We start from the raw sequence: 25,220 nt of genomic DNA, 5'->3' as shown, positions 1-25,220 counted from the left end.
ATGCACATCGTGTCCCTCGCCGGCGGCATCGGCGGCGCCCGCTTCCTGCGCGGCCTGCGCGCCGCGGCCCCCGACGCCCGGATCACCGTGATCGGCAACACGGGCGACGACATCACCCTGTTCGGCCTGCGGGTCTGCCCCGACCTCGACACGGTCATGTACACCTTGGGCGGCGGCATCGACGAGGAGCAGGGCTGGGGCCGTGCCAAGGAGTCGCACGTCGTCAAGGAGGAGCTGGCGGCGTACGGCGTGGAGCCCCAGTGGTTCGGGCTGGGCGACCGTGACTTCGCCACCCACATCGTCCGCTCCCAGATGCTGGAGGCCGGCTACCCGCTCTCCCAGATCACCGAGGCGCTGTGCGCCCGCTGGCAGCCCGGCGTCCGCCTGCTGCCGATGAGCGACGACCGCTGCGAGACGCACGTCGTGATCTCGGACGAGCAGGGGCGGCGCGCCATCCACTTCCAGGAGTGGTGGGTCCGCCTGCGCGCCTCCGTGCCCGCCGAGTCGTTCGCCCTGGTCGGCGCCGAGACCGCCAGGCCCGCCCCCGGCGTCCTGGAGGCGGTCGAAGAGGCCGACGTGGTGCTCCTGCCTCCGTCCAACCCGGTGGTGAGCATCGGCACGATCCTCCAGGTGCCGGGCATCCGCGAGGCGCTGCTGCCCAAGACGGTCGTGGGCGTCTCCCCCATCATCGGCGGGGCCCCCGTCCGCGGCATGGCCGATGCCTGCCTGACGGCCATCGGCGTCGAGACGACGGCTCAGGCGGTGCTCGGCCTGTACGGCGCCGAGCTGCTCGACGGCTGGCTGGTGGCGCCCGAGGACGACGGGGTCCGCCTGGACGGCGTGCGAGTGGCGTCCCGGCCGATCCTCATGCACGATGCCGAGGCGGCGGCCGAGATCGCCCGCGCCGCCCTCGACCTCGCCCTGGAGCTGGCCCGATGAGCGACCACGCCCCCGACGAGCGGCCCCCCGCATCCGGCCCCTCCGCCGCTCCCCACCCCGGTCCGGCCGCGGCCCCCGAGCGGGTCGAGGTGATCCCCGTCACGGGCATCGGCGAGGTGCGGGCGGGGGACGACCTCGCGGCCCTGCTCAAGGACGCCGACCTGCGCGACGGCGACATCGTCGTCATCACCTCCAAGATCATCAGCAAGGCGGAGGGCCGGGTGCGGCAGGCGCCCGACCGCCTGGCGGCGATCGAGGACGAGACCGTGCGGGTGGTCGCCCGGCGCGGCGACACGGTCATCTCCGAGACCCGGCACGGGTTCGTGATGGCGGCGGCCGGCGTCGACGCGTCCAACACCGACCCCGGCACGGTCCTGCTGCTGCCGGAGGACGCCGACGCCTCCGCCCGGCGGGTCCGGGCCGGGCTGCCGGCGCGGGTCGGGGTGATCGTCTCCGACACCTTCGGCCGTCCCTGGCGGCACGGGCTGACCGACGTGGCCATCGGCGCGGCGGGCGTGCTCCCGCTGGAGGACTTCCGCGGGCTCGCCGACACCCACGGCAACCCGCTCAACGCCACGGTGACCGCGCTGGCCGACGAGATCGCCTCGGCCGCCGAGCTGGTCAAGGGCAAGCTCACCGGTGTTCCGGTCGCCGTCGTCCGGGGGCTGGCGCACCTGGTGACCGACGACGACGGGCCGGGGGTCCGGCCGCTGGTGCGGCCCTCGGCCGAGGATCTGTTCCGATACGGTTCGCGCGACGTGGTGTTCGCCCGCCGTACGATCCGTGAGTTCTCCGACGAGCCGGTGGACCCCGCGGCGGTGCGGCGGGCGGTCGCGGCGGGCATCGCGGCGCCGGCTCCGCACCACACGACGCCGTGGCGGTTCGTGCTGGTCGAGTCGGCGGCGGCGCGGCTGAGGCTGCTCGACGCCATGCGCGAGGCGTGGATCGCCGACCTGCGCGGCGACGGGTTCTCCGAAGAGTCGATCGCCAAGCGGGTCAGGCGCGGCGACGTGCTGCGCAACGCCCCCTTCCTGGTGGTGCCGTGCCTGGTGATGGAGGGCTCCCACACCTACCGCGACGAGCGGCGCAACGCCGCCGAGCGGGAGATGTTCGTCGTCGCGACGGGTGCGGGCGTCGAGAACCTGCTGATCCAGCTCGCCGTCGAGGGGCTCGGCTCGGCGTGGGTGTCGTCCACGATGTTCTGCCGCCCGGTCGTGCGGGAGGTGCTGGAGTTGCCCGGCTCGTGGGACCCGATGGGCTGTGTCGCGGTGGGCCATGCCGCCGCCCCGCCCCGTCAGCGCCCGCCCCGGGACCCGGACGACTTCATCGTGGTGCGCTGATCTTGACACGATCCGTCAGAAGGACTATACGCTTAGGAAAGTTTCCTTTACATTCGGGACATCCCCCCATGTAGAGGAGCACTTTCATGCGAAGGACGCTCACGTTACTCGCCACGGCAGCGATCGCCATCGCTGCCACGGTGTTCGTCGCGCAGCCGGCGCAGGCCCACGGCTACGTCAACTCACCCCCGAGCCGCCAGGCGTTCTGCGCCCGCGGGCAGGTGCCCAACTGCGGTGACATCATCTACGAGCCGCAGAGCGTGGAAGGGCCGAAGGGCCTGCGCAACTGCCACGCCAACAACGCCCGCTTCGCACAGCTCAGCGACGAGAGCAAGCCGTGGCCGGTCACGTCGGTCGGCACCACGGTGACGTTCAACTGGACGTTCACCGCCCGGCACGCGACCAGCACGTACGAGTACTACATCGGCGGCACCCGGGTGGCCTCGTTCAGCGGCGGAGGCCAGCAGCCGCCCCCCACGGTCTCCCACACCGTGAACCTGTCCGGCTTCTCCGGCCGCCAGAAGGTCCTCGCCATCTGGAACGTCGCCGACACGGCCAACGCCTTCTACGCCTGCATCGACCTGCGGATCGGCGGCGGCGGCACGCCGGACCCGTCCCCCACGCCGACCGCCAGCCCGACGCCCACGCCGAGCCCGACCCCCACGTCGAGCCCCGGCGGCACCTGGAAGGCGGGCACCGCCTACGGCCCCGGCTCCACCGTGACCTACGACGGCGCGACGTACCGGTGCCTCCAGGCCCACACGGCCATCAGCGGCTGGGAGCCGCCGAACGTCCCAGCCCTGTGGCAACGCGTCTGACCGGTCGCTGACCGGCCCCGGCCGGCCGCCGGCGGCACCTGACCCGCCGGCGGCCGACCTGTCCGACGACCTGGCCGACGACCGGGGTTCGCATCAGGCCGCCGGCTTGCAGGTGGGGTGGCACAGGCGGCGGGCCAGGGCGGCGAGGTAGACGTCGATGATCTCGTCCGGTTGCTCGGCGACGTGCAGGGAGCCGTTCGTGGCGGTCGCGATGCGGGCCAGGCCGTCGCGGTCCACGTCGTCGCCGAACGCGATGAGCACGATCTGAACCGGCTTGTCCGGGTCCCATTCGGCGTCGAGCCGGTCGAGGAGCTGCTGGAGCCGGGTGCCGTGGCCGTCGTCCCTGCCCGCCGTGATCACGAGGAGGACGTTGTTCATCTCCTCGCGGTACTCCTGCGTCACCTCACGGAAGCCGCTCAGGACGGCGTCGTACAGCGAGCTGTCCCGGTCGGCGTGGGCGGTGATCGAGGTGGTGAGCTCGTCCAGCACGCTCCGCCGGACGACCTGGCCGCCGGCGGGCCGGCTGATCGGCCCGAGGCTCACCCGCTCCAGGTGGCCCTTCACCGTGCCCAGCCTGTCGGCGAACTCCCACATGCCCATGTGCGTCGAGTCGGGGAACAGCCGCAGCCCGATCTTGGCGGCCTCCAGCGCGACGCCCACCCGGGTGATGCCGCCCTTGATCGGTTCGGCCATGTGCTTGGAGGTGTCGGCCAGCACCAGGATGTTGGTGGGCGGCGCGAGCCGGCTCCACGCCTGCAGCGCCTCGTCGATGTCCTCCGGCGTCACCGACGGCCGCGCCCTGGGCGCCTCGGCCGGGATCTCCGGCCCGGGCGAGATCGGCGGCAGCAGGCCGTCACCGGAGCGGAACCCCGCCCGCCGGACCAGGTCCTGCGCCTCGGGGCCGCGCAGCCACTCGGCGAAGACGGTCGAGGCGTCGGCCACGGCCGGGTCGGTGGCGGTCACCACGTACGGGTAGTCGAGGTTGATGGTGCCCTCACGCGGGTGCAGCGCGACGACCGGGTCGGCCGAGGGGCGGCGGCCGTGGTCCCACACCGACTGCTCGGGCACGATGACGACCGGGCGTCGCCAGAACGCGCGGTCGTCCACGGCCGCCAGCATCGTGCGGTAGTCGGGGGCCGAGCCGGCCTGCGCCCAGCGCACGAACGCGGTGAGCGCCTTGTCGGCGTCGGGCCCGGTGCCGACGACGTCGCGGGCGGCGGCGACCGTGGCGATGCCGGCGCCCGCCAGCGACGGGTCGGGGACGCGGACCACGTCGGGCTCGTTCTCGGTGGGCAGCAGCCGGCCGCGCACGGTGGCGGGGAAGACCATCCGCCAGTTCATCTGGGTGCCGCCGACGGAGAAGCGCCGCGCCAGCGACTGGCGGGTGGCGAAGACGAGCGGCGAGGTGGCCACCACGCTCTCGCCCGCGGGCAGCGCGCTCGCACCCTGCTTGCGGGCCAGCCGGATCCACGCCGAGGAGTCGGCGATCCAGCCGTCCGGCCGTTCGCGCAGCACGCCCGCCCGGTCGCCGATCAGCGTCCGCAGCACGGTGGCCGGCGGCTGCTCGGTGACCTGGACGAGCACGCACCGGCCGTCCGACGTCGTCTTGGTCTCGTTGAAACGGGCCGCCGCCCGCATCGCGACGGGCGCCACGTCCACCGCGGCGGCGACGTCGACCAGAACAGGCTCTCGTGTGGCGCACAGGGCGGCGCCGCCGCCGAGGAGGACCACGAGCGTGGCCGCGACGAGCGCCACGGCGGCCAGCCCGGCCAGCAGACCTCGCTGGAGTGCCTTCCTCCGCCGCAGCTCAGCGCTTAACGCGGCGCGGTGTCGACCCAACCGCACGGTGAACCTCTCTCCACGGGAGTGATGATTCTCCCAGCGCCTCCCCCACCCGAATCAAGTACTCGCTAGAACATGTTATACCTAGACCGTCGGCAGGGCCCGGCGCACGCTCCGGCAGACGCCGTCGCTCGCCGCGGACGCGGCCAGCCGCTCCTCGCTCGGGACGCCGTACTCGGTGGTGCGCTGGCGGACCGGCCGCCCCGTGGCACCCGCCATCGCGCGCAGCTCGCTGATCGTCTTGTACGAGCCGTTCTCCGACCCGGCCATCCGGCTGATCGTCTCCTCCATGAGCGTGCCGCCGAGGTCGTTGACGCCGCCGTCGAGCACCTGCCGGCACAGGTCGTCCCGCAGCTTGACCCAGGAGCACTGGATGTTGCCGATCGCGCCGTGCAGCAGGATCCTGGCCAGGGCGTGCACGGCGCGGTTCTCGCGGGCCGTGGGGCCGGGCCGGGCGATGCCGGCGAGGTAGATCGGCGCGCTGGTGTGCACGAACGGCAGCAGCACGAACTCCGAGAACCCGCCCGTCTCCTCCTGCAGCCGCCTGATCAGCTTGATGTGCCTGACCCAGTGCGCGTGGCCGTCCACGTGGCCGTACATCATCGTGGCCGTGGTCGGCAGGCCCACGCGGTGGGCGGTGGTGACGACCTCGATCCACTCCTTGGCGGGCAGCTTGCCCTTCGTCAGCACCCAGCGCACGTCGTCGTCGAGGATCTCCGCCGCCGTGCCGGGCAGCGAGTCGACGCCGGCCTCCTTCGCCGCGTGCAGCCACTCCTCGATCGACAGGTTCGTCCGGCTCGCGCCGTTGACCACCTCCATCGGGGAGAACGCGTGCACGTGCATGCCGGGCGTCCTCGCCTTGACCGCCCTGGCCAGGTCGAAGTAGGCGGTGCCGGGCAGGTCGGGGTGGATGCCGCCCTGCATGCACACCTCGGTCGCGCCGGCCAGCCAGCCCTCCTCGGCCCGGTCGGCGACCTGTTCGAGACTCAGCGTGTACGCGTCGGCGTCGGTGCGGCGCTGGGCGAAGGCGCAGAACCGGCACCCGGTGTAGCAGACGTTGGTGAAGTTGATGTTGCGGTTGACGACGTAGGTGACGTCGTCGCCGGCTGCCTGGGCGCGCAGGTCGTCGGCGATGGCGGCCAGCTCCTCCAGCGCCTCCCCGTCGGCCGACAGCAGCGCCACCGCCTCGTCGTCGGTGAGCCCGGCCGGGTCGGCCGCCGCCCTCCTGAGCGCCTGGCGCAGCTCGCCCGGGGTGCCGCCGCCGGTCCCGGAGGCGAGGGTGGCTGCGGGGGCGAGCCGGTCACGCAGCGCCTCCCAGTCGCCGTAGACGTCGTCGAAGTCGTCGCGGCGGTCGTGGGTGCGCCCCGTCGTGTCCACCTCGACGTGCAGGTCCACCCTGCCGGACGGGGCGAACCCGCCGTCCGGCTCCTGCCACGGCCTGCCGCGGAGCACAGCGTCCTCGCGGGCCAGCCCCGTCTCGGGGTCGGCCAGCGCCTCGACGTGCGCGAACAGCCTCGGGTCCAGCCACGGCTCGCCGGCCAGCACGTACTCGGGGTAGATGGTCAGCCGCTCGCGCAGCCGGAAGCCTGCGTCGGCGGTGCGGGCCGCCAGGTCGTCGATCTGCGGCCACGGACGCTCCGGGTTGACGTGGTCGGGGGTCAGCGGCGACACGCCGCCCCAGTCGTCGATCCCCGCCCGGATCATCAGCTCGTACTCGGAGTCGACGAGGTTGGGCGGGGCCTGCAGGCGTACCTTCGGGCCCATGACCAGCCGGGCCACCGCGATCGTGGCCGCCAGCTCCTGCAGGTCGGCGTCGGGCAGGCCGCGCATGGCGGTGTCGGGCTTGGCGCGGAAGTTCTGGACGATGACCTCCTGGACGCCGCCGTACTCGCGGGCCACCCGGCGCATCGCGAAGATCGACTCGGCCCGCTCCTCGACGGTCTCGCCGATCCCGATGAGGATGCCGGTGGTGAACGGCACGTTGGACCGGCCCGCGTCCTCCAGCACCCGCAACCGGACGGCGGGGTCCTTGTCGGGCGAGCCGTGGTGCGGCTGGCCCTTGTCCTCGAACAGCCGCCGCGAGGTCGTCTCCAGCATCATGCCCATCGACGGCGCGACCGGCTTGAGGCGCTGCAGGTCGCGCCAGCTCAGCACGCCGGGGTTGAGATGCGGCAGCAGCCCGGTCTCCTCCAGCACCCTGACGGCCATCGCCCGCACGTACGACAGCGTGTCGTCGTAGCCGTGCGCGTCGAGCCACTCCCGCGCCTGCCGCCAGCGGTCCTCGGGCCGGTCACCCAGCGTGAACAGCGCCTCCTTGCACCCGATCGCGGCACCCTGCCGGGCGATCTCCAGCACCTCGTCCGGGCTGAGGTACGCCGCCGGCAGCCGGTGCGGGGCGGTGGCGAACGTGCAGTAGCCGCACTTGTCGCGGCACAGCCTCGTCAACGGGATGAACACCTTGCGGCTGTAGGTGATGACACCCTCGCGGCCGACCGCCCGCAGCCCGGCGTCACGCACCCGGGAGGCGTGGTCGAGGAGCGTGTCCAGGTGCGCGCCCCGGGCGTGCAGCAGCACCGTCGCCTCGGTGACGTCGAGGGCCTTGCCGTCACGGGCGCGGGCGAGCGCGCGGCGGAGCGCGGAATCACTGACGAGACTCATACAGGGCACACTACGTCCGCCTGGGTTCGTGCCTCGCACCCAGGGCTCAGAAGGACCGGTAGTCGCGCACGGCCATGCGGGGCCCGCGCGCCGGCGGACGCAGCCCGGTCAGCGTGATGAGGACCGCGGCCCGGTGCCGGTGCCCCTGGTAGGGCTCCAGCAGCCGCAGCATCCCCGGATCGTCGGTCTGCTGCCCGGTCAGCGCGTATCCGACGATCGTGGCCAGGTGGAAGTCGCCCACGCTGAGGGCGTCGGGGTCGCCGAACGCGCGCTGCCGCACCTCGGCCGACGTCCACACGCCCACGCCGGGCAGGGCGCGCAGCAGCCGGTCCAGCTCGGCCGTCGTGGCGGCCGCCTCCAGCTTGGCGGCGTGCCAGGCCGCCGTGGCGATGGTCCTCGCGCGGACGGCTTCGGCGCCCGCCCGGTGCCAGTGCCAGGACGGGATCTGCCGCCACACCTCGGCCTCGGGCACCACCCGCATGCCGTCGGGCGCCGGGCCCGGCGCGGGCTCGCCGTAGCGGTGCAGCAGCCAGCGCCACGCCCGGAACGCCTCGCGGCCGACGACCTTCTGCTCCAGCACGGCGGGCACCAGCGCCTCCATGACCCGCCCCGTCCGCCCGATCCGCAGCCCGGCGTGCCTGCGCGCCACCTCGGCCAGCACCTCGTGCCTCACCTCGAACCCCGACAGGTCGTCGTCGGCCCCCAGCCACGCGGGCAGCATCTCCAGCAGCCAGCCGGCGCCCGCGCCCCACGCCCGGCCGAGCACCGCGCCGTCCTGGACGCTCACCCGCAGCGAGCCGGGGCCGTCGGGGGTCCGGCAGGTGCGCCACACGGCCCCGTCGGCGCTCCGGCGCCAGGTGGGGTCACCGGAGCCGCGCCGGTGCGGGCCGAGCGCCAGCCCGACGTCGAGCGGCCCAGGGGGCGTCCACCTGCGTTCCTGCACCCGTCCAGTGTGCCCCCTGCCGGGACCTGCCCTGAGCGGCGAGGCCGAGCGCCCGGCTCTGCGGGGGCGGGTCAGACGTCGCTGGACCAGCGGACGGCGCACTCGGGCAGTCGTACGCCCGGCCAGACGCGGACGCCCGCCTGCAGCTCGTTGCCCGGGCCGACGACGGCCCCGTCGCCGATGACCGCGTCGCGCACCACCGCGCCGGAGCACACCCGGGCCCCGCGTCCGAGCACCGAGTCGACCACCGTCGCGCCGGCCTCCACCACGCACTCGTCGCTCAGCACGCTGCCCGACACGACCGCGCCGGCCTCCACCACGGCCCGGGCGCCGACGGCGGAACCATTGGTGATCTTGGCTTCGGGCGAGACGTCGGCTCCGTCGAGGGCGAGGTGTTCGCCGGTGGGGCCCGGCAGCGCGGGTGAGCCGAGGCGGCCGAGCACCAGGTCACGCGAGCCCTGGACGAAGGCCGCCGGGGTGCCGACGTCGAGCCAGTAGGTGCGGTCGGCGTAGCCGAGGACGAGCTCGCCCGACTCGATGAGCCCGGGGAAGGTCTCGCGTTCGACCGAGACGACCTCGCCGCGCGGGATCATGTCGATGACCGAGCGGGTGAAGACGTAGCAGCCGGCGTTGATGCGGTTGGTCACCGGGTTGGGGGTCTTCTCCAGGAAGGCGGTGACGCGCCCGTCGTCGTCGGTGGGCACGCAGCCGAACCGGGTCGGGTCGTCCACCTCGGTCAGATGGAGCGTTACAGCGGCGTTCCTGGCGAGGTGGGTGCGCACCTGGTCGCCGATGTCGTGGCCGGACAGGATGTCGCCGTTGAGCACGAGCACCGGGTCGCCGGGCGCCGCGGTGAGGCCCTCGGCGGCGTTGCGGATGGCGCCTCCGGTGCCGAGCGGCGTCTCCTCCGTCATGTACTCCAGTGACAGCCCGAACTCGGCCCCGTCACCGAAGACCGGCTCGAACATCGCCGCCTTGTAGGAGGTGGCGAAGACGATCCGGCGCACCCCGAACGACCGGGCACGGGCCAGCTGGTGTGCCAGGAAGGGCACCCCGGCGGTGGGCAGCAGCGGCTTGGGCGTGCCGAGCGTCAACGGGCGCAGGCGGGTGCCCTGCCCGCCGACCAGGAGGATCGCTTCGAGGCCTGGCAAGGAGGTCTCCATCACTCGGCGAGGTTATCCAACTATTCGGTGGCGCGTTGATAAGAGCTGAGATGCGCCTCGACCGAGGCCTCCCAGGTGAACTCGCGTGCCCGGGCCAGCCCCGCCTCCTGGAGCCGCCGGCGTTCCTCCGGGGAGGACAGCAACCGGCCGAGCGCGACCGCGATGCTGTCGGCGTCGGGCTCGGTGTAGGCGACGGCGTCGCCCCCCACCTCGGGCAGCGACGCGCGGTGCGTGGTGAGCACCGGCGCGCCGCAGGCCATGGCCTCCAGCACCGGCAGCCCGAACCCCTCGCCGCGCGACGGGAACGCCACCACCAGCGCCCCGCCGAGGAAGCCGGGCAGGTCGGGGGCGCGGAAGAAGCCGGGGCGCACCACCTTGACCGTCGCCTCCACCTCGCGGCAGGCGGCGTCGACGTCGTCCTCGTGCACGCCGCCGCCGAGCACGAGGGCGGGAGCGGGGGCGTCGCCGAGGTTCTTGACGACGGCGGCGAAGCCGCGGATCAGGTTGGGGACGTTCTTGCGCGGCTCCAGGGCGCCGAGGAAGGCCACGTACGGCCTGCCGTGCAGCCCGCACCGCTCGGCGGCGCGGCGGCGCTCCTCGTCGCTGGGCGGGTGGAACAGGCTCTGGTCGACCCCGTGGTAGGCGACGTCGATGCGGGTCGGGTCGGCGGCGAGCACGCGCACCAGCTCGTCGCGGGTCGCCTTGGACGGGACGATGACCCGGTTGGCGCGGTGCACGGCGGTGCGGGTGGCCGAGCGGAAGAACGCGGCCTTGTCGGGGCTGTGCTGCTCAGGCTCGGTGAACCAGGTGACGTCGTGCACGGTCACGACGACCGGCATGCCGGGGCTGAGCGGCATCGAGTAGTAGGGCGCGTGGATGACCTGCGCGCCCGCCTGGCGGGCCACCAGCGGCAGTCCGGTCTGCTCCCAGGCGAGCCTGGCCGCCCTGTTGGTGAGGGAGACGGGGCCGGGGACGACGTCGGCCGTGGGGGCCAGCCGCCGGTATCGCTCGGCGTCGGCGCGCTGGCAGGCCACGACGAGGTCGGCCCCCGCCGCGCCGAGCCCGGCCACCAGCCCGTCGACGTATCTGATCAGGCCGCCGCGGTCCGCGGGGACCGCCGCCGCGTCCACGAGCACTCGAGGCATGACGAAGATCTTCTCCCCTCAAGATCATCGCGGGACCGGTGTCCCCCTCTGTGTTCAGCTTATGACCAGCCTCCCCCAAATCGGGGCTCAAATCACGTACGGCTGCGCCGCGCCGCGATCCCCGCCGTACCCGCGCAGATCAGATCGCCCACGATGATGACGGCGCGGGAGGACAGCGCCACCGCGATGGCCGGGCCGCTGTCCAGGACGGGCGACAGGACCGCCACCATGACGGCCTCCCGGACGCCCGCGCCCGCCGGCACGACGAACGTCATGATGCCCAGGCACCACGACAGCGCGAACGCCCCGATGGCGAAGACCAGACCAGCCTGCGGGAGGACGAAGTACAGGTGCAGGCCGTAGCAGGCCCAGCCGGCCAGCGCCCAGCACAGCGCCGTGAGCATGCCGCGCCGGGTCAGCGGGTGCTCCAGCGGCTCCCGGCCGAGCCTGCGCAGGCCGAACCCGATCAGGCCGTTGACCACCTTGGGTTCCAGCAGCACGAGCAGTACGGGGACGAGCAGCAGCAGCCCGCCGTAGCGGTCCCAGCCGAGCGTGACGAGCGTGACGAGCAGGCCGGTGGCGAGCTGGACCGGCATCATGAGGAAGAACGCCGCCGCGCTGCGCGCCCTGGGCACGCCGAGGTCGCGGCCCATCTCCATCTGGGCGAGCACGGGCCAGACGGCGCCGGGGATGTACTTGCCGAGCTGGCCGACGAAGAAGACCTTGGTGGCCGGCCGGAACGGCAGCGGCGAGCCGAGGTCGGCCAGCAGGGTGCGCCAGGTGAGCATGGCGCCGAGCAGCGCGGCGACCACGGCGGCCAGTGATCCGGCGAGCATCGCCGGGTTCAGCCGGGCGAACCCCGCCACGACGCCGTCCCACTGCGCGGCCACGGCCCACCCGCCGAACCCGAGGGCGACCAGCAGGAACCCCACCCGCAGCAGCCGCCGGACCGTCGATCGCCCGGCCCTCGCGGTCACCTCGTCGGGGACGCCGCCGCCCGGGACGCCGCCGTCCGCGGCGCCGTCGCCGCTCACGCTCCCGTCGCCGCTCACGGTCCCGTCCCGCCCCGCCGTGCCCGCCTCACCCGGTGTCACAGCGGCTGCGGCGGTTGCGGGAGCGCGGCGCCCGCCGGGCGGCGCGGCGTCTTGGTGGCCACCCACAGGTAGGTGGGCACCAGCGGCAGCAGCGTCCGCAGCGCGGCTCGCGGGGTGCGCGCCAGCACCGTGCGGGTCAGCCGGCCGAGCGCCCCGGAGAACAGCTCCGAGCCGGCGAACCGCTCCGGGGAGGCGAGCACCGGGATCGTGTAGTCCCACACGTGGAAGGCGCGCAGCATCCTGCGCAGCCCGCGCCGGGTGCGGAAGCGCTCGTAGTAGTGGTCGGCCCGGCCGAAGGCGCGCACGTAGCGGTCGGCCAGCGCGGGCGGCAGGTAGGACAGGAACGGCAGCTTGTAGTGGGGCTCCATGATGCCCAGCCGGTTGCCCAGCCCCAGGTAGAGGACGCCCCGGTCGGACAGCACCCGGTGCATCTCGGCCACCACGGCGTCGGGGTCGACCACGTGCTCGTAGATGTGGTTGAACACCAGCACGTCGAGCGAGCCGTCGGGGAACGGCAGCGCCGTGCCGTCGCCGCAGACGAACGCCACCCGCCCGCCGAACCGGTCGGCGGCCCTGCGCAGCCCCGGCACGTCGATGTCGACGCCCAGCGTGTGCCCGGCGCCGGCGCCGGCCAGCTCGTCGGCGATGAACCCGGCCGAGCAGCCCACGTCGCCCACGGTCAGCCCGGTGAGCGGCCCCTGGAAGTGCTCCAGCACCGCGATGATCTTCGCGGCCTTGCGGCGGCGCTTGGCCTCGTCGAGCATGGCCGACTGGAACTCGGAGTATTCGAGCTGCGCGACCCGTTCCTTACTCACGCCGCCCTACAGTACCGTCGCCCGCGCCGCCGCCCCGCCTCCTGCGCCGGGAAGGACGGCGTGGGACCCTACCGGCGGGTCACGTTCGCGCGTACCCTTGGCGGATGCTCCGCCGCCTGCTGCGCGTCGTCCTGGCGCTGGTCGCGCTCGGTTTCCTCGGGTACGGCCTGGCCCGCAACTGGGACGAGACCGTGGCCAAGCTCGCCGGGCTGTCGCCGTGGGTGCTGCTCGGGGCGTTCGCCGCGGTGCTGGGGGGCCAGTTGTGCCATCTGGTCGCCTGGCGGCAGGTGCTGGCCGGGCTGGGCTCGCCGCTGCCGGTGCGGGTGGCCGGGCGGATCATGTTCGTCGGACAGCTCGGCAAGTACATCCCGGGCTCGGTGTGGGCGTACGCGGCGATGATGGAGCTGGGGCGCGACCACGGCAGCCCGCCGCGCCGCACGTTCGCCTGCATCTCGCTGTCGCTGGTGATCAACCTGGGGGTGGCGCTCGCCATCGCCGCCGCCACGCTGGCCGGCCGCGACGCGCTGCGCGAGGCGTGGTACCTGGTGCTGCTCGTACCGGTGATCGCGGTGTGCCTGCACCCCCGCGTGCTCACCTGGGGCCTGAACCTGGCGTTGCGGCTGGCGCGCAGGGAGCCGCTGGAGACGGTGCTGCCCGGCCGGACCGTGCTGGTGGCCACCGCGTGGACGGCGCTCGGCTGGTTCGTCTACGGCCTGCACATCTGGCTGCTGGCGGGCCGGTGGGACCTGTACGTGGTCGCCACCGGCGCCTACGCCTTCGCCTGGGCGACCGGCCTGCTCGCCGTGGTCGTACCCGCCGGGGTCGGGGTGCGCGAGGGCGCGCTGGTGCTGGTGCTCGCGCCGCTGGTGGGCCAGGGGGCGGCGCTGGCCGTGGCGGTCGTGTCGCGGCTGGCGTTCACGCTGGCCGACCTCGCCGCCGCGGGCGTCGCGGTGCTGCTGGGCCGTCAGAGGCCGAGCAGCGTGCCGGTGTACGCCGACCAGAAGGGCTCGGGATCGACGGCCTTGACCCCCGACCGCAACCTCTCCGGCTCGCCCGAGGCGTAGAACCGCTCGATCGCCGCGCGGAGCGCGCCCACGTCACCCGGCTCGACGAGCAGCCCGTCGACCCCGTCGGTGACGTGGTCGGCCAGCGCGCCGACCCGGGTGGCGATCACCGGGACGCCGTGCTCGTGGCCGAGCCAGACGTTCTGGCTGGCCGTGGCGTGCCGGTAGGGCAGCACCAGCGCGTCGGCCCGGGCGAACAGCGGCGCCACCTCCTCGGCCGGCACGTAGCCCGGCCGCAGCTCGACCCGGCCGGCGAGGCCCAGCTCGGCGACGAGCGCCTCGGTGGCGTCCAGCCCGCCCCAGAACTCGCCCGCCACGGTCAGCGACACCCCGTCGGGCAGCGCGCGCAGCAGCAGGTCGAGCCCCTTGTACGGCCGGACGATGCCGAAGAACAGCAGCCGCCGGTGCACGGTGGCCGACCGTTCGGCGTGCGTGGACGGCAGGTGCGGCGGCAACCCCGCCACGGCCACCGGCCTCGACGTCAGCGTCCGGGCCAGCGCCGCCTGCTCCTCGGAGTGGGCGAGCACGGCGTCGACCCGCCTGAGCAGCGCCTTCATCAACGGCTCGTCGTACGGCTTGCGCTCGTGCGGCAGCACGTTGTGGCACAGGGCGACCACCTTGGCGCGGCGGCGCAGGCCGTACAGGATGCCGAGGTAGGCGGGCACCTGCACGGGGCTGAGCACGGCGAGCACCACCAGGTCGGCCGAGCGGAGCCGCCGCCCGGCGGCGAGCCAGCCGTCGGGGCGGCGCCAGTCGAGCCGGCGCTCGGTGCGCGGGTAGGGGGTGCCCTCGGGCGCGGAGATCGTCTGCTGCCCGGGGTAGAGGAACGACGGGTACTGGGCGCGCCACGACTCGATCACCACGTCGTGGCCCAGCGCGGCCAGGCGGTGCGCCAGCTCGGTGGTGTGCTGGGCCCCGCCGCCCTTGTAGGGGTAGGTGGGGCCGATGACGGCGATGCGCACGTCAGTCGCCCCGCGAGCGCACGATCAGGTCGGCCAGCAGCGCCACCGAGCCGATGAGCAGGCCCGACAGGAAGATCATGACGGTGTTGGCCGGGAAGTAGAACGGGTGCTGGACCATGTCCCAGACGCCCTTCACCAGCCCGATGGCCACCAGCCACAGCGCCGGCGGCATGAGCACCTTGAGCGGGTTGAAGTACATGACCATCCGCAGCACCTGCAGGATGTAGCGGTAGGCGTCGGAGACGAAGCTGAACTTCGACTTGCCGGCCCGCTTGGCGTACTCGATCGGCAGGTAGTAGACGTCGTGTTGGTTGGACAGGAACGACAGCGTGATCGTGGTGACGCACGAGAACCCGGGCGGCAGCAGCCGCAGGTAGGGCCGGGCGACCGACTTGCGGAAGGCCCGCAACCCCGAGTTGAGGTCGGGGATCTTCTGGCCGGCGAGCATCTCGGCCACCTTGCGGATCACCCACTTGGCGGGGACGCGCAGCAGCTTGTGCGAGCCCTCCTCGCTGGTGCGCGCGCCGACGACCTGGTCGACCGCCGGGTCCTTCTCCAGGATGCGCACCAGCTCGGGGATGCGTTCGTTGGGGTAGGTCATGTCGGCGTCGGTCCAGACGACGATCTCGCCCCTGGCCTCCTGGGTGCCGATCCGGCGCACGGTGCCGGAGCCGCCGTTGCGGTGGAAGGCGCGGATGCGCAGGTGCGGGAACCGGGGCGCCGCCTCCTGCAGCCGCAGCAGCGTCTCGTCGGTCGAGCAGTCGTCCACGGCGACCAGCTCGTAGGTGTAGCCGCTGGAGTCCATCGCCCGGGTGATGCGCTCCACCTCGTCGATGACGTGGTCCTGCTCGTTGTAACAGGGCAGGACGATCGTGACGTATGGCGCTTCTTCCACGGTGCTTCCACTCTGGGCGGTCTCAGGCGTGCTCACGTGCGTCGAGGGTACTCTGCCCGGCCGGGACGCGGGTCCACATCGGGCGTGGCGTCGCGTCAGCCGGTGGCCGCCCACACGTTCATCCGCAGCGACCACGTGCCGTCGGGCGGGCCGGTCAGCGACCGCTCGTCCTGCCGGGTGACCAGCGCCATCACCTGCCGGGGCGGGCCGTACGGCGCGACCTGTGCGGCCTCGGCCGCCAGGACGACGGGCACCCGCCCGGCCGCCCGGACGCGGTCCATCAGCCGGCGCACCTCGTGCGCGGACGCCGTGTCGCGGCCGGGGTACCGCTCCACCTCGGCCGCCGGGACGCCGCACATGCCGCGGACGACCTGCGTGAAGCGATCAGCGGTGACCCGCTCGGCGATCAGCACCGAGGCGTCCGCCGGGATGCGGGCGCACAGCGCGGCCACGGCCGCCGCCTCGCCGCGCCCCACCGGGGTGAACGCCGTGCCGATCGAGATCACGGCGGGCGGCGCGAGCACGAGCACCGCGCCCACGCCGGCCACCCACCGGCGGCCGCGTCCCCTGCCACCCGGCCCGCCGCCGCCCAGCCGGTCGCCCAGCCTGTCCCCCAGCCGGTCGCGCGCCCACGCGAGCCCCCATACGGCGAGCAGGACGAGCCCGGGGATCACGACGGGCACCAGCCGGCGCGCCGCCCACGGGTGGTCGGGGGTGATCTCCGGCCGCAGCAGTGTGGCGACCGTGGTCCAGCCGATCACGGCGAGCGGCGCCAGCCACGCGAACGCGCCGCCCTTCAGCAGCCTGCGGACCAGCAGCGCGGCGGCGAGCGTGGCCAGCACGACCACGGGGACGCCGACGTACCAGGCCACCCAGTGCAGCGACTGCTCGAAGTAGAGCCGCTCGCCGTCCGGCGGCAGGCCGTTGGCCTTCTGGATCTCCTCGATGAACCGCGCGGTCCGCCCGTCCTCCAGCGTCGTGGGCGTCCGGCGCACGGTCTGCAACCACGGCCGTACGGCGAGGCCCGCCATGACGAGCACGACGAGCGCGGCCCCCGCGCCGGGCAGCCATCGCGGCCGCGGCACCCGCGCCAGCCGGGGAGCCGCCGCCGCGCCGACGGCCGTGAGGACCAGGACGGCGGCGCAGATGAGCAGCAATGGCCGCACCGAGCGCGACAGGTGGTCCAGGTACGGCCGCGACAGCGCGTGACCCGCGAACAGCCCCAGCCCCGCGCCGGCCACGACCCCCGCGAGCAGCGGCGGCCCGACCGCCCCCGCGGGCCTGCCGAAGCGGCGCATCGCCACCAGCAGGCCGGCGAACGCCAGCACGGGCAGCACGTCGCGCAGCCCGTCCACCCGGACCAGCACGGCCAGCCCGAACACCAGCCCGGCCACCGCGCCCTCGCCCCGCCGCGGGAGCCCGCGCCGCGCGGTTCCGGCGAGGGCGTCGTGCAGCAGCGCCAGCCCGCCGAACAGCAGGATCATCGACGGGATCTCGCTGAACGTGGTCCGGGAGGTGTAGAGGACCGGCAGGCACACCGCGAACGCCGACGCCGCGAGCGGCGCCCACCGCGCACCGGCCAGCCGGGCCACCACCCCGGCCAGCGTGAGCACGGCGCAGGCGCCCAGCACGGCCGGCGTCAGGAGCATCGCGCCGAGCCAGTCACCGGCGGCGAACAGCAGCGGCGCCCCCGGCATGAACTGCGGCACGACGGCCCCGTCCGCCGGGAAGAAGCCCACGCTGTCGAAGATCAGCGCCGGGTCCGCGCCGCCGAACGCCTCCGCCCGCACCTCGATCGGCATCGAGCCGTGCCGGGCCAGCCAGGCGGCGTACTGGGCGTAGGTGGCGGGGTCGCGGCGGACGGCGAGCTGCTCGGCGTGCAGGACCGCGTTGAACACCCCCGAGGCGGCGGCGACGGCGAAGACCGCCCCCGCCTGGAGCGCCGTGGCCTCGACCAGCGGCCCCGGACGGCGCAGCGCGAACCGGGCCAGCAGCACGGTCACCGCCAGGCCGAGCACCGCCGCCGGCAGCGGCGTGTAACGGCCGGCCAGCAGCAGCGCCAGCCCGGCCAGGAGCCAGCCGGCCACGGCCAGGGCGGGCAGCACCGAGGCCACGGCGAGCACCCTGCCCGCCGACGGCCTTCCTCGCAGGTGGAGCACGGTCGATCCCATCGGTGATCGCGAGGGTATCCAACGTGCCGCCGCACCCGCGTTGACACGACCCGGCCCTCGACGCGGGTAGCGTACGCGACGTGCACCACGCCTCAGCCCCGCCCGCCGTCCGTCCCGGAGGAACCGGGCTGCGCGGGAGACTCGGCGCGGTCCGCGTCCGCCTGACGTTCGCGACGGCCCGGCGGCACCGCTGGTTCCTCGGGGTGCTGGCCGCGGGGGCCGCGCTGCGCGTGCTGGCCATGCTCGGCTACCGGCCCGCACTGTGGTTCCCCGACTCCTACACCTACATCGTCACCGTCTTCCGGCCGCGCCCCGACCTGGTGCGGCCGGCGGGCTACTCGGCGTTCCTCAAGCTGCTGGAGCCGCTGCACTCCTTCGCCGCGGTGACGGCGACGCAGCACCTGCTCGGCCTGGCCACGGGCGTGCTCGTCTATCTGGCCGCGCGCCGGGCGCCGAGGTGGGCCGCCACGGCCGCCACGGTGCCGGTGCTGCTCGACGCCTACCAGATCGAGCTGGAGCACCTGCTGGTCTCCGACACGCTCTTCATGTTCCTGGTGGTCGGCGCGGTGGTGCTGGTCCAGGGCCGGGGCCGGGACGGCGTGCGGGGGGTGGCGGCGGCCGGGCTGCTGCTCGGCGCCGCGACCCTCACCAGGACCGTCGGCCTGCCGCTGGTCGCCGTGCTCGGCGGCTGGCTCGTGCTGCGGGGGCGGGTCAGGCTCGCCGGGGTGCTGGCCGTCGCCGCGCTCGCCCCGGTCGTCGCGTACGGGGCCTGGTTCCACGCCACCTACCAGCGGCTCGGCATCGTCGGGGCGAACGGCGCCTTCCTCTACGCCCGGACGATGTCGTTCGCCGACTGCGCCGAGATGAACCCGCCGGCCGACCTGCGGGTGCTGTGCGACCCGCGCCCGCCCGAGCGGCGACCGCCGTCGCAGGAGTACCTGTGGGCCAAGGACTCCCCGCTGGTGGTGCTGCCCGGCATCACCTTCACCGCCGACAACGACGGGCTGGCCCGCCACTTCGCGACGCTGGCCATCCGGGAGCAGCCGCTCGACTACGCCGCCTCGGTGCTGAAGGAGCTGGGCCGCACGTTCGTGTGGGGGCGGCCGGTCTACCCGGACGCGGAGATCTACGGCTACTACGAGTTCCCCGCCTCGTCACCGCCCCCGCCTGGCCGGTGGGCGGCCCAGCTCGGCGTGGACATGGGCCGGCGCTACGAGCGCGGCGCGATCGGCACCGAGGTGGCCGAGCCGTTCGCGGGGTGGCTGCGGGCCTACCAGGACGTCGCCCGGCTGCCGGGGACCGCGCTGCTGGTGATCCTGCTGGTCCCGCCCGCGTTGACCGCGCTCACCGTGCTCCGGCTGCGCCGCCGCGAGGAGACGGCCCTCCCGCGCCGCGGTGCGGGCCTCGCCTGGCTGCCGCCCTGGACGGTGGCCGTCACGCTGCTCGTCGTGCCGGCCGCCGTGGCGGAGTTCGACTACCGGTACGTGCTTCCGGCCGTCCCTCTGGCCTGTCTGGCGGCCGCTCTCACCGCCCGTTCTGACCTGGGGCAACGTGATCAATTTGGCGATGATATTCCACGTAATGTCCAGGTCTGAGTATGCTTTGGGCCTGATTCACCAGCGCAGGGTCATGACCGATTCCCTCAGTCATGGCCCCGAGCACGCCGTACGTGACCTAGTCTCGTGGCGCAGAACGACCGAGCCGACGCGCGAGGTGCACCGGACCAGGCGAGGGGGCGCATGACCGACGTGAGGAGCGTGTCCGCGCAGGACCGCAGGGTCGCGCCCACGGAGCCCGGATCCCGGATGGCCCGCAGAGCCGCGGCGGCGGCCCCACCCCCCCCGCCCGAAGACCTCCCCCCGCGCGGCCATCGCAGCCGCGGCGGTGGCGGCGGCAACAGGATGCGCATCCTGGCCTGGGTCAGCATCGCCACCACCACGGTCATGGTCGCGGGCGCGCTGACGGGCTACACCGTCTACCGCGACGCCTTCGGCGCCATCAACAAGAAGGTCATCAAGGGCGACTTCCTCAACCCCCGCCCCCCGTCCACCGGAGCGCTGAACGTCCTGCTCGTCGGTTCCGACACCCGCGCGGGCAAGGAGAACGCCCGGTACGGCCAGGCGGACGCCAGGAAGCCCGACGCCGGCGGCAAGCGCACGGACACGATCATCCTCATGCACATGTCCCCCGATCGGGACAAGGCGCAGCTGATCAGCTTCCCGCGCGACTCGATGGTGGACATCCCGCAGTGCAAGAACGAGACGACCAAGCAGATCATGCCGCCGCGTCGTGACATGATCAACTCGGCGTACAGCTCCGGTGGCATCGTGTGCACGATGTCCACGATCGAGGCGCTCACAGGCATCCGGATCGACCATTTCGTCGAGGTGGACTTCAGCGGCTTCAAGAAGATCGTCGACGCGCTCGACGGCATCGAGATCTGCCTGCAGAACGGTGTCAACGACAAGGCGTCCAAACTCACCTTGCCCCCAGGCAAGAGCCTGCTGAACGGCGAGCAGGCCCTCGGCTACGTGCGGCTGCGCAAGTACGGCGACGGCAGCGACATCCAGCGCATCAAGCGCCAGCAGATCTTCCTCAGCAAGGTGGTGGCGAAGGCCACCAGCAGCGACCTGCTCATCAACGTCCCCAAGCTGACCGGCCTGATCAAGGCCGTGGCGCAGTCGGTCACCATGGACTCCGAGCTGGCCGACGACACCCAGAAGCTCATCGAGATCGCGCAGAGTGCCAAGAAGATGACGGCGGGGGGCGTCAAGTTCACCACGATCCCGTGGGGACCCGACCCCACGGACCCCAACCGCGTCGTCTGGAAGCAGCCCGACGCCAACGAGCTCTTCAACGCGATCAAGAGCGACATCGAGATCAGCAAGCCCGAGCCGTCCACCAGCGCCAAGCCCAAGGTCACCGTCAAGCCCGAGCAGGTGCAGGTGCAGGTGCTCAACGGCACGACGACCCGCGGCAAGGCCCGCGAGGTCGCCGACCTGCTCAGCAAGCAGGGCTTCCGGGTCGTCGGCCTCGGCAACTACCAGACGGCCGACGGCAAGTCGCTGCCGACCACGCAGATCCGCTACCCGAAGACCGCCGCCACCGGCGGCGACCACGCGAACGTGCTGGCCGGGATGGTGCTGCCCAAGCCCGCGCCCACCGCGGGCAAGGTGCGGCCCACCACCACCGACGCCTACACCTCGCCGGTGCCGCTGCCGTCCACCGCCCCAACGGCGGCGAAGGCGCCGGTCCTGCAGCTCATCGTCGGCGCCGACTTCAAGTCGGTGAAGGTGGAGAAGCTGCCCGACAGCGTCAAGGACAACACGATCGTCGCCAGCCAGCAGAAGAACGTCTGTGTCTGACCTCAGAGTTCGCTGTGTAAGCACCTCCTATCGGCCCGGCCGAGAGACAGGACCCTTCAGGCGGCGATAATGTGGTGCGGGTCGGCGACGTGATCGCCCTGCGCCGTCAAGGTGCCCGCGAGGCACGGCGGCCGTCGTGTTCCCCCGGCCCCGAGCGAAGCTGAGCGACTCCGTAGTGTCTGACCACAAGCACTCCTCTCCGGTCACTTCTCCCCCGAGCGCGGGCGGACCCGGCGACGCCGCCGGCCCCGCCCACACCGGCTCCCGGTGGCCACTGCCGGAGGAGCGCTTCTGGAGCGAGCAGACCGACCCGCACGTGGCCCTGCCGCCCTCCTTGCCGCCCCACCCCCACGCTCCCGGCGAGACGGTCCCCCCGCCCCCGCCCCAGGGCCCCCAGCAGCGGCCCGCGCAGGTCCCGGGTCCCCAGCCGCAGCCGCAGCCGCAGCCCGCGCAGGTTCCCGCCTTCCAGCGGGTCGCCGGGCCGCAGGCGCCCGGCCGGCCCGGCCCCGGCCCTCAGCCGGGCGGCGGCCCGCGCCCCACGGTCGCCGTGGAGGAGCCGCCCCGCGAGGAGCGGACGGCCGCCGAGCAGGCCCCGCCGCCCCGGCGCAAGCGCGACCCCTACCTCGACAACGTCAAGTTCGTCCTGATCGCCCTCGTGGTGATCGGCCACTCGCTGGTGCCGACGCTCGACGCCGACTCCTCCCGCGCGGCCTACATCTTCATCTACGTGTTCCACATGCCGCTGTTCGTGCTCATCAGCGGCTACCTGTCCCGCAACTTCTGGAACTCCAACGCCAAGACGAACAAGCTCGTCGACACGTTCGTCGTGCCGTACGTGATCGTGGAGGTCGGCTACGCCGCGCTCCGGTTCGCGCTGGGCCAGAAGTGGAGCCTGACGGTCATCGACCCGGCCTGGCTCAACTGGTACCTGCTGGCGCTGCTGTTCTGGCGGTTGTCCACGCCCGTGTGGAAGCGGATGAAGCACCCCGTGCCGGTGGCGATCGCGATCTACCTGTTCGCCGGGTTCTCGCAGATCTCCGGCGACTTCAGCATGGACCGGTTCTTCGGCCTGCTGCCGTTCTTCGTCATCGGGCTGGTGATGCAGCCCGAGCACTTCGAGATGCTCGACCGGCGCTGGATCAAGATCGTGTCGGTGGTCACGGTGCTCGCCGCGGCGGCCGTGGCCATCTTCATCGCGCCCAGGGCGAAGCTCGCGCCGTTCTACTTCAAGGCGAGCTACCAGGACATGGACCTGTCCTGGTACATGGGTCTCGGGCTGCGCACCGGCCTGCTGGTGTGCTCGCTGGCGCTGTGCTTCGCGGTGCTGGCGCTCGTGCCCCGCACCGAGACCTGGTACTCCGACCTCGGCACCCGCACCCTGTACTGCTACCTGCTGCACGGGGTGCCCGTGCTCATCGCCAAGGAGATGGGCTGGCTCAGCCAGCCGTGGCTGTTCGGCCCGCTCGGCGTGCTCGCCATCAGCTCAAGCTGCTTCGCCCTCGCCATCGTGCTGTGCCTGCCGGAGACGCGCACGGTGTTCAAGTGGCTGCTGGAGCCCCGCCTGACCTGGCTCTATCGGCGCCCCTCCGGAAGTTAAGCGGTAGTTCGACCCGCATTCACGCCCTTTTCCGGGTCAACGCCGAGCATCGACCCATGCGCGTATGCGTCGGCACGACCGTCCACCATCCCGAGGACGCCCGGATCATGCACCGGCAGATCCGGGCGCTGCTCGACGCGGGCCACGAGGTGACCTACGTCGCGCCGTTCACCCACTTCAACGTCACCCCGGCGATGGGATTGACAGCGATCGACGTGCCGTACCGGGCCGGGTACGGCCGGGCCGGCGCCGCCCTGCGGCGCGGGGCCGCCGGCGCCGACCTGCTGATGGTGCACGATCACGCGCTGCTGCGCGCCCTGCCGCACCGCCGCCCGCCCGTCGTGTGGGACGTGCGCGAGGACGTGGGCGCCCGGCGGCTGGACCGCGCGCGGCGGCGGCACCACCTGTGCACGCCCGAGCTGGTGCCCGACGCGACGTTCGCCGCCACCGCGCCGCAGGTGCCCGGCGACACCCGGGTGGTGCATCTCGGGCGGCTGTCCGCCGAGCGCGGCGTGGCCGAACTGATCGCGCTGGCCGGCCGCCTGGCGCCGCACGGCATCCGGATGGACCTGATCGGCACCGCCGACCCCGCCGTCCGGCCGCTGCTGCGCGACGCCCAGCGCGTCGGGCTGCTCGACTGGTTCGGGTACGTGCCCAACCGGCACGCCCTGCGGATGACCGGTGGCGCGCTGGCGGGCCTGTCCCTGGCCGCCCCGGAGATCGAGGGGGTGCCGGCCAAGGTGCTCGACTACATGGGCCGGGGCATCCCCGTGGTGACCACGCCGCAGGCCGGACCGCTGGTGGAGCGGGTCGGCTGCGGCGTGGTGGTGCCCCTGGACGTGGCTGCCGTCACGGGGGCCGTCCTGGATCTGAAGGAGGACCCGGCGCGGCGCTCGGCGCTCGGCGCCCGCGGCCACGCCGAGGCGCGGCTGCGCCACCACTGGCCCGACCAGGCCGCGGCCTTCGTGGCCAGGCTGGAAGGGTGGGCCGGCGTCACCGCGCCGGCCCGGCCGGTGACGGTCTAGCCGCGAGGGCGTTGCAGGTCGAAGGCCACGTCCGCCAGCCGGACGGTCCGCACCCGCGGGTCCTCGACCACCTTGCGCAGGTCCTCGACCGGGACGAGGTTGTCCACGACGGCATAGGCGAGGCCGTCGTTCGCCGCCTTGCGCAGCCGGGCCAGGGACAGGTCGAAGTGGCGCAGGTTGGCGTCGTCGTGGTCACGCAGCAACCCCGACCAGGCGCGGAAGCCCGCCAGGTGGTGCTTCATGTCGTCGGCGCACGACGTCGTCCCCTCCGGCATCGGCGCCCGGTCCCAGGTGGTGGCGCCCCAGGTGATCGGGACCGAGCCCGGCCGCCGCTCGTAGACGACCTTCTGCGGGCAGAAACCGAAGTCGCGGCTGAACGCGGCCACTTCCTCCGCCCGTGCCGGCGTGGCGAACTCGATGACGGCCAGCGCGTTGAGCCCGTCGGGCAACCTGGCCAGAACCTTCCTGATGTCCTCCTTCCGCTGGAGGTCCGTGCCGACGTTGGCGAGGCTGGTGCTCAGGTTGGTGTTGGCGTAGTTGCCGAGCGGCAGCCGGCCGACCCGGCCGAAGAAGTCCTGCGTGATGGTGTGGGCGGAGCCGCCGTTCCCGGTGAAGCCGCCCCCGGCCCTGATCTGGCTCGCGATGACGGTGAAACCCATCGACCACGGCGTGATGTCGCAGCAGCTCTCCGTCCACACCTCGTAGGCCGGGTTGTAGAGCTTGAACGCCGTCCCCAGCACGTCCTTCATCCGCTCGTCGCGGTCGCCGCGCTTCTGCACCAACGTCAGACCGGCCGCGGCCAGGAAGAGCACCAACAGCACGGCCAGGACGACGCGCGCGGTCCGGAACACGCCCCGGCGCACCGCCCTGCGGGTCACCTTCGGGTCGAAGTCCGGCAGCTCCAGCACGGCCTCGTCCTCGTTCATCGCACCCCTCCATAGGTCTCGGCGAAGGCGGCTCGCGCCCGCCACACCGCTGTCTTGATCGTCGCGTGCTTCCGGCCGGTCATCGCGGCCACCTCCACCAGCGAGAAGCCCTCCAGGTAGACGAGAGTGAGGAGCCTGCGGTGCTGCTCAGGAAGCCGGTCGAGCGCGTCGCGGACATCGAGGGCGGCCACGTGCAGCGGCGGGACGCCCAGCTCGCCGGCGTCGGGCAGCGACAGCTCCCGCCTGGCGCGCCGGACATGGTCGATGAGGACGTTGCGCGCGATGGCGAGCAGCCAGGCGGCCGGGTTCTCGCCCCGCCAGCCCAGCAACGCACGAGTGGCCTTGACGAACGTCTCCTGGGCGAGGTCCTCGGCCAGGTGGGGATCGCGGGTCCGGCGCAACAGGAACCCGCACACGAGCGGCCAGTGCTCGCGGTACAGGTCCTCGATGTCGATGAC

The 25,220-nt window shown here is 73.3% G+C and carries 20 protein-coding genes; 8 read left to right on the top strand and 12 right to left on the bottom strand.

All coding sequences use genetic code 11. From position 1 onward, the window contains the following. The 3 genes from cofD (at position 1) to ACGF0J_RS01795 (ending at position 3,097) form a co-directional block, all read left to right on the top strand. Complete coding sequence (gene cofD, locus ACGF0J_RS01805; RefSeq protein ID WP_393141294.1) at positions 1-939, top strand: 2-phospho-L-lactate transferase; 939 nt, start codon at positions 1-3, stop codon at positions 937-939. Next, a complete protein-coding gene (locus tag ACGF0J_RS01800; protein ID WP_393141292.1) occupies positions 936-2,279 on the top strand; it encodes a coenzyme F420-0:L-glutamate ligase in 1,344 nt (447 codons plus the stop codon). Before cofD ends, ACGF0J_RS01800 begins: the two co-directional genes overlap by 4 nt. An 86-nt stretch (positions 2,280-2,365) precedes the next feature. Beyond that, on the top strand, positions 2,366-3,097 hold the full coding sequence (locus ACGF0J_RS01795; RefSeq protein WP_393141290.1) for a lytic polysaccharide monooxygenase: 732 nt from the start codon (positions 2,366-2,368) through the stop codon (positions 3,095-3,097). Positions 3,098-3,190: 93 nt separating this feature from the next. Here ACGF0J_RS01795 and ACGF0J_RS01790 read toward each other — a convergent pair whose 3' ends face one another. The 7 genes from ACGF0J_RS01790 to ACGF0J_RS01760 form a co-directional block, all read right to left on the bottom strand. Next, positions 3,191-4,942 (bottom strand): substrate-binding and VWA domain-containing protein, encoded by a 1,752-nt coding sequence (locus ACGF0J_RS01790; RefSeq protein ID WP_393141288.1) that lies wholly within the window; start codon positions 4,940-4,942, stop codon positions 3,191-3,193. An 81-nt stretch (positions 4,943-5,023) separates the two neighbouring features. After that, complete coding sequence (locus ACGF0J_RS01785) at positions 5,024-7,597, bottom strand: bifunctional FO biosynthesis protein CofGH (protein ID WP_393141286.1); 2,574 nt, start codon at positions 7,595-7,597, stop codon at positions 5,024-5,026. Between the two features lie 46 nt (positions 7,598-7,643). After that, positions 7,644-8,540: a DNA-3-methyladenine glycosylase family protein gene (locus ACGF0J_RS01780; protein WP_393141284.1), complete on the bottom strand. Its 897-nt coding sequence runs from the start codon at positions 8,538-8,540 to the stop codon at positions 7,644-7,646. Positions 8,541-8,611: 71 nt separating this feature from the next. Next, the gene (locus ACGF0J_RS01775; protein ID WP_393141824.1) at positions 8,612-9,703 is read right to left on the bottom strand and encodes a sugar phosphate nucleotidyltransferase; all 1,092 of its coding nucleotides are present in this window, start codon (positions 9,701-9,703) and stop codon (positions 8,612-8,614) included. Between the two features lie 20 nt (positions 9,704-9,723). Further along, positions 9,724-10,848: a glycosyltransferase family 4 protein gene (locus tag ACGF0J_RS01770; protein WP_393141282.1), complete on the bottom strand. Its 1,125-nt coding sequence runs from the start codon at positions 10,846-10,848 to the stop codon at positions 9,724-9,726. Positions 10,849-10,940: 92 nt separating this feature from the next. Further along, positions 10,941-11,900 (bottom strand): lysylphosphatidylglycerol synthase domain-containing protein, encoded by a 960-nt coding sequence (locus ACGF0J_RS01765; protein WP_393141280.1) that lies wholly within the window; start codon positions 11,898-11,900, stop codon positions 10,941-10,943. A 38-nt stretch (positions 11,901-11,938) separates the two neighbouring features. Then, entirely contained in the window at positions 11,939-12,757 is an 819-nt protein-coding gene (locus tag ACGF0J_RS01760; protein ID WP_393141278.1) for a methyltransferase domain-containing protein, read from the bottom strand. Between the two features lie 104 nt (positions 12,758-12,861). Here ACGF0J_RS01760 and ACGF0J_RS01755 point away from each other — a divergent pair, with 104 nt between their 5' ends. Next, a complete protein-coding gene (locus ACGF0J_RS01755) occupies positions 12,862-13,821 on the top strand; it encodes a lysylphosphatidylglycerol synthase domain-containing protein (RefSeq protein WP_393141276.1) in 960 nt (319 codons plus the stop codon). On the opposite strand, the gene ACGF0J_RS01750 is transcribed toward ACGF0J_RS01755, so the two are convergent. From ACGF0J_RS01750 to ACGF0J_RS01740, 3 genes are all read right to left on the bottom strand, one after another. Further along, on the bottom strand, positions 13,722-14,783 hold the full coding sequence (locus ACGF0J_RS01750) for a glycosyltransferase family 4 protein (protein WP_393141274.1): 1,062 nt from the start codon (positions 14,781-14,783) through the stop codon (positions 13,722-13,724). The genes ACGF0J_RS01755 and ACGF0J_RS01750 overlap by 100 nt on opposite strands. Before the next feature lies 1 nt (position 14,784). Beyond that, positions 14,785-15,678: a glycosyltransferase family 2 protein gene (locus ACGF0J_RS01745; protein ID WP_393141272.1), complete on the bottom strand. Its 894-nt coding sequence runs from the start codon at positions 15,676-15,678 to the stop codon at positions 14,785-14,787. A 95-nt stretch (positions 15,679-15,773) separates the two neighbouring features. Further along, positions 15,774-17,837, bottom strand: a complete 2,064-nt coding sequence (locus ACGF0J_RS01740; RefSeq protein ID WP_393141270.1) for a hypothetical protein — start codon at positions 17,835-17,837, stop codon at positions 15,774-15,776. A gap of 92 nt (positions 17,838-17,929) precedes the next feature. Between ACGF0J_RS01740 and ACGF0J_RS01735 the strand changes: the two genes are divergently transcribed. The 4 genes from ACGF0J_RS01735 (at position 17,930) to ACGF0J_RS01720 (ending at position 23,836) form a co-directional block, all read left to right on the top strand. Beyond that, positions 17,930-19,444: a hypothetical protein gene (locus tag ACGF0J_RS01735; RefSeq protein ID WP_393141268.1), complete on the top strand. Its 1,515-nt coding sequence runs from the start codon at positions 17,930-17,932 to the stop codon at positions 19,442-19,444. 144 nt (positions 19,445-19,588) lie between these two features. Next, a complete protein-coding gene (locus tag ACGF0J_RS01730) occupies positions 19,589-21,214 on the top strand; it encodes an LCP family protein (protein WP_393141266.1) in 1,626 nt (541 codons plus the stop codon). 175 nt (positions 21,215-21,389) lie between these two features. Then, a complete protein-coding gene (locus ACGF0J_RS01725) occupies positions 21,390-22,811 on the top strand; it encodes an acyltransferase family protein (RefSeq protein WP_393141265.1) in 1,422 nt (473 codons plus the stop codon). A gap of 56 nt (positions 22,812-22,867) precedes the next feature. Next, complete coding sequence (locus tag ACGF0J_RS01720; protein ID WP_393141264.1) at positions 22,868-23,836, top strand: glycosyltransferase; 969 nt, start codon at positions 22,868-22,870, stop codon at positions 23,834-23,836. Here ACGF0J_RS01720 and ACGF0J_RS01715 read toward each other — a convergent pair. Then, a complete protein-coding gene (locus tag ACGF0J_RS01715; protein ID WP_393141262.1) occupies positions 23,833-24,762 on the bottom strand; it encodes a hypothetical protein in 930 nt (309 codons plus the stop codon). The two genes, ACGF0J_RS01720 and ACGF0J_RS01715, sit on opposite strands and share 4 nt — an antisense overlap. Continuing rightward, positions 24,759-25,202: an RNA polymerase sigma factor gene (locus ACGF0J_RS01710; RefSeq protein ID WP_393141823.1), complete on the bottom strand. Its 444-nt coding sequence runs from the start codon at positions 25,200-25,202 to the stop codon at positions 24,759-24,761. Before ACGF0J_RS01710 ends, ACGF0J_RS01715 begins: the two co-directional genes overlap by 4 nt. Between the last annotated feature and the right edge of the window lie 18 nt (positions 25,203-25,220).

Source organism: Nonomuraea sp. NPDC047897 (genome assembly GCF_043204415.1).
Taxonomy (GTDB): domain Bacteria; phylum Actinomycetota; class Actinomycetes; order Streptosporangiales; family Streptosporangiaceae; genus Nonomuraea.
This window is presented reverse-complemented; position numbering and strand designations above follow the sequence as displayed.

Coding starts and splice junctions, on each gene's coding strand:
- ACGF0J_RS01730 (WP_393141266.1), top strand. CDS start 19,589: ATGACCGACGTGAGGAGCGTGTCCGCGCAGGACCGCAGGGTCGCGCCC.
- cofD (WP_393141294.1), top strand. CDS start 1: ATGCACATCGTGTCCCTCGCCGGCGGCATCGGCGGCGCCCGCTTCCTG.
- ACGF0J_RS01795 (WP_393141290.1), top strand. CDS start 2,366: ATGCGAAGGACGCTCACGTTACTCGCCACGGCAGCGATCGCCATCGCT.
- ACGF0J_RS01770 (WP_393141282.1), bottom strand. CDS start 10,848: ATGCCTCGAGTGCTCGTGGACGCGGCGGCGGTCCCCGCGGACCGCGGC.
- ACGF0J_RS01800 (WP_393141292.1), top strand. CDS start 936: ATGAGCGACCACGCCCCCGACGAGCGGCCCCCCGCATCCGGCCCCTCC.
- ACGF0J_RS01720 (WP_393141264.1), top strand. CDS start 22,868: ATGCGCGTATGCGTCGGCACGACCGTCCACCATCCCGAGGACGCCCGG.
- ACGF0J_RS01785 (WP_393141286.1), bottom strand. CDS start 7,597: ATGAGTCTCGTCAGTGATTCCGCGCTCCGCCGCGCGCTCGCCCGCGCC.
- ACGF0J_RS01715 (WP_393141262.1), bottom strand. CDS start 24,762: ATGAACGAGGACGAGGCCGTGCTGGAGCTGCCGGACTTCGACCCGAAG.
- ACGF0J_RS01775 (WP_393141824.1), bottom strand. CDS start 9,703: ATGGAGACCTCCTTGCCAGGCCTCGAAGCGATCCTCCTGGTCGGCGGG.
- ACGF0J_RS01755 (WP_393141276.1), top strand. CDS start 12,862: ATGCTCCGCCGCCTGCTGCGCGTCGTCCTGGCGCTGGTCGCGCTCGGT.